Source organism: Streptomyces pseudogriseolus (assembly GCA_002154585.1).
GTDB classification, from domain to species: domain Bacteria; phylum Actinomycetota; class Actinomycetes; order Streptomycetales; family Streptomycetaceae; genus Streptomyces; species Streptomyces pseudogriseolus.
This window is the reverse complement of sequence record MUNG01000637.1, coordinates 1-3,614: the sequence shown is the minus strand read 5'-3', so window position 1 is coordinate 3,614 and position 3,614 is coordinate 1. Positions and strand designations below refer to the sequence as shown.

The following is a 3,614-nucleotide window of genomic DNA, read 5'->3' as shown; positions in this document are numbered from 1 at the left end:
TCCGGCCGCGCGGCCGGACGGCCCGCGTCCGTGCCCGCGTCCGGAATCGCCGGGATCCCGTAGGGCGGCGTGCCCGACGGGTAGGCGGCTCCGCCGCGCCCGTCGGGCCCGGAGGACGGAGTGTCAGTTTCACGACTCAAGGCAGGTTCTCCCGGTTGGCTCCGCCGCCCGTCACGACCTCACGGTGGGGGTCCTCCCAGCTCGGGCGAGGCCGAGGGTTCGCGGGAGGCTCGGCGGCGCGCACCACCTTACTGGCCCGGTCCGGCCCGTATCCCAGTACCGCCGGGGAAACCCACACCGGACCATCACGCCCCTGGTACGGCGAAGTGGTACGTCACTTGCGAAGTCGGGCGGCGGCCCCGTCCGGTTGCCTGCCGGAGCCGAAGGTGGCGCAGATCACAGCCACGGCGATGCCACCGAGGAGGAAGAGGTAGGAGCCGCTGCCCGCGGCGAACAGGAAGTCGCCCTCCGGACGGCTGACCGTCAGCAGCACGACGGTGATCATCCAGCCGGCGGCGACCGCGATCCCGCCGGACCGGCCGCGGGTAAGCCGCGCCGCCCCGAGCACCGTGCCGGCCTCGCCGGCCAGGGCGAGCAGCAGCCCGCCGGGGAACCAGGCGGGCTGGACCAGCGACCCGGCGACGCCGACCAGGGCGCCGAGCACCAGCAGCCCGAGCAGGGCGGCGGCGCGCCCCGGGGACGGCGGGCGCAGCGGCTGCGCGATGGCGGGCACGCGGTCGCCGCTCACGACGCCTCCCCGGCGCCGGGGCCGCCGAGGCCGGCGAACAGGTCGTCCTCCCGGCCGGCGGGCCGCTCGCCGCGCACCAGCTCGTAGTACTCGGTGGTGAACAGCGGCTGCGCCAGTTCGTTGGACAGGACGAAGTACGGCTGGTCGGCGACGGTGATCTGGGTGGCGTGGGCGCGCATCGCGGCGGCCTTCGCGCCGGCGTACGCCGTGCCGTCGACGGCGGTGGTGACCCGCTGGTCGTCGACCACGCCGGGAACGTCCCGCACCGAGGCGGACTTGTCGAAGGGCAGGCCGGGCAGGTCCCGCTCCAGCCGGGCGAACGCCTCCTCGGCCACGGAGCGCGGGACGCGGTTCCAGTAGACCTTGGGCACGTCCCATCCGCCCTCGGCGGCCAGCTCCACGGCGCGCATGGCGACGCGGTGCGCCTGGATGTGGTCGGGGTGCCCGTAGCCGCCGTCGTCGTCGTACGTGACGAGCACCTGGGGGCGCACCTCGAGGATCACCTCGGCGAGCAGCCCGGCGGCCCGGTCGACGTCGGCCTGCCAGAAGCAGCCGGGGTCGTCGTTGTCGGGCAGTCCCATCATCCCGGAGTCGCTGTACCGCCCGGCCCCGCCGAGCAGCCGGAAGTCGGTGACGCCGAGCGCGGTCATGGCCTCCCGCAGCTCCCCCAGCCGGTGTCCGCCGAGCGCGGCGCCGCTCAGGTGCCGCAGCTCGGGCGGGATGACCTCGCCGCGCTCCCCGAGGGTGCAGGTGACCAGCGTCACGTGGGCGCCCTCGGCCGCGTAGCGCGCCATCGTCGCGCCGTTGTTGATCGACTCGTCGTCCGGGTGCGCGTGCACCAGCATCAGACGCCGCTCGGGCAGTTCCGTCATGGGCTCCAGCCTATGTGGCGCGGGGCGCGTCGCGCGGACCCGTCCGGCCGCGCAGGGTGCGCGCCCAGGGGGCGTCGACGGCGGCGGCGTCGATCGCGACGAGCACGTTGCTGAGCAGGGCGTCCGCGAAGTAGCGGCGGATCTGTTCGTCGGAGGCGCCGGAGACGGCGCGGATGTACTCGACCTGCCTGGCGTAGCAGCGGCGCACGGCCTCTCCGATGCCGGGCTCGCTCGCGCAGCCCTGGGCGTGCATGAGGATCATCAGCACGTCCCGGTCGTCGATGACCTCGTCGTACGCGGCTGTCAGCGCGTCGACGACGGCCTGCGGGTCGGTGGTGCGCACGGAGGCCGCCGCGGTGGCGGCGGCCTCGCGGAGCCGGTCGGAGCAGTGGTCGACCAGGGCGACGAACAGCGCCTCCTTGTCCTTGAACAGCCGGTACAGGTACCCCTGCGAGATACCGGCCGCCTTGGCGACGTCGGTCGTGGAGGTGCCGTAGTAGCCGCGAGCGGCGAAGGTCTTGATGGCCGTCCGCATGACCGTGGCCCGGCGCTCGTCGGCGGTGGAGCGCTGACGCGTCCTGGGTTCCATGGAAGCAATCAACCACTTTCAGGAAAGTGGCGTCAAAAACTCCGCCGGGGCTCAGTCGCGGCTGAACGCCGTGACCATGCCGACGGAGCCGCCGAGGGCCTCCATCGCGACCAGCGGGTTCCAGTAGTCGACGTACCGGCTGATCCTCCCGTCGCGCGTCTCGACGACGGAGATGTACGTCTGGTCGTACGGCCGCCCGGTCTCCAGGGCGACGCCCTCGCTCCGCAGTTCGGCGATGACGAGGGTCGGGTCGACGGTCTCGTGGATCCGCACGTCCTTCATCTCGACGCGGAACGCCTTGGGGAAGGCGGCCATGTGCGCGCGCAGTTCGTCGCGCCCCTGGAGACGGGCGGGATACCCGGGCGGCGCGTAGGGGAACTCCAGGACGCCGTCCTCGGTGAACAGCTCCGCCCACTCGTCGACCCGGCCGGCGGCGAGGTGGTCGAGGTGATCGAGGAAGGCCTGGCGGGCGGCGGTGCGGGTGGGGGTGGTGGCGGTCATGGCTGGAGGTTCCGTTCCTGCTTATGTAAGCGGTTGACCGCTTACTTACTGGCCGAAGAAGAGCCGCCCCGCCAAGGGTGACGGGACGTCGCACGGGATTCCGCTGGATCAGCGGCTAAGCAAGTAATAGACTACTCACATAAGACGGGTCAACCGATCGCCGCCACGCCTGACCACTCTCCTCGTCGCGGTAGCGCGGCAGACCGTCCGCGGGGATGGTCCACTCGCCGATGGTGACGTCCTCGCCTTGGACGAAGTCCTTGCGGGTGGCGTAGCGGGGGCCGTCGGGCGTGGAGTGGATGTCGGTGAAGACGGCGCCGGTGCCGGTGCGGGGCGAAGACCGCGTGGACGGGGATGCCGAGCAGCGGGTGGTCACGCGTCTCGCCGACCCAGTCGTTGTCGGGGTTGGACCGGGAGACGATCTCGACCGCAGCCACCAGGGTGCGGGGATCGAAGGTGCCGTCCCCTTCCATGTCCTCCTCGGCGATCACCATGACGTCGGGGCGGCGCATGATCCCCTCGGGTTCGCCCTCCACGTCGGGTTCACCCGTGTGCGCGACGATCTCCTCCGGCATGACCTTCTCCAGCCGCTTCCGGAGACGCAGCACGGTCAACTCGTGCTGCTTCACGGGCGCCGTGATGTCGTGGACGATCCCTTCCTTGGTGATCTCGAACTTCCCGGGCAGCGTGTCGTCCATCGACTGCACGAAGTCGCGCATGGCCCGGTACAGGGGGAAGGCGTTCCGCCGGGCGTCGTCAGGTGCGATGGTCATGGCGCTCGCTCCTCGTGGTCTGTACCCAGGGGCAAGGATCGTCACGTTCATGCTAGGCGGCCTCCTGGAGGTCGGTTCGGCAGTCGCGGCAGTGGGTCGTGGGGGTGGGTGCGCGGAAGGCGCGGTCGCAG

The 3,614-nt window shown here is 71.9% G+C and carries 4 protein-coding genes and 1 pseudogene; all 5 read right to left on the bottom strand.

The genetic code is table 11. From position 1 onward, the window contains the following. Positions 1 to 334 precede the first annotated feature (334 nt). On the bottom strand, positions 335 to 748 hold the full coding sequence (locus CCN29_RS33650; protein ID WP_031016865.1) for a DUF6113 family protein: 414 nt from the start codon (positions 746 to 748) through the stop codon (positions 335 to 337). After that, complete coding sequence (mshB, locus tag CCN29_RS33645; RefSeq protein ID WP_031060343.1) at positions 745 to 1,620, bottom strand: N-acetyl-1-D-myo-inositol-2-amino-2-deoxy-alpha-D-glucopyranoside deacetylase; 876 nt, start codon at positions 1,618 to 1,620, stop codon at positions 745 to 747. Before mshB ends, CCN29_RS33650 begins: the two co-directional genes overlap by 4 nt. Before the next feature lie 10 nt (positions 1,621 to 1,630). Further along, on the bottom strand, positions 1,631 to 2,209 hold the full coding sequence (locus CCN29_RS33640; RefSeq protein WP_006131993.1) for a TetR/AcrR family transcriptional regulator: 579 nt from the start codon (positions 2,207 to 2,209) through the stop codon (positions 1,631 to 1,633). 51 nt (positions 2,210 to 2,260) lie between these two features. Further along, positions 2,261 to 2,710 (bottom strand): nuclear transport factor 2 family protein, encoded by a 450-nt coding sequence (locus CCN29_RS33635; protein ID WP_006131994.1) that lies wholly within the window; start codon positions 2,708 to 2,710, stop codon positions 2,261 to 2,263. 115 nt (positions 2,711 to 2,825) lie between these two features. Beyond that, positions 2,826 to 3,483, bottom strand: a pseudogene (locus CCN29_RS33630) (PDDEXK family nuclease). Positions 3,484 to 3,614: the final 131 nt, after the last annotated feature.

Coding starts and splice junctions, on each gene's coding strand:
- mshB (WP_031060343.1), bottom strand. CDS start 1,620: ATGACGGAACTGCCCGAGCGGCGTCTGATGCTGGTGCACGCGCACCCG.
- CCN29_RS33635 (WP_006131994.1), bottom strand. CDS start 2,710: ATGACCGCCACCACCCCCACCCGCACCGCCGCCCGCCAGGCCTTCCTC.
- CCN29_RS33640 (WP_006131993.1), bottom strand. CDS start 2,209: ATGGAACCCAGGACGCGTCAGCGCTCCACCGCCGACGAGCGCCGGGCC.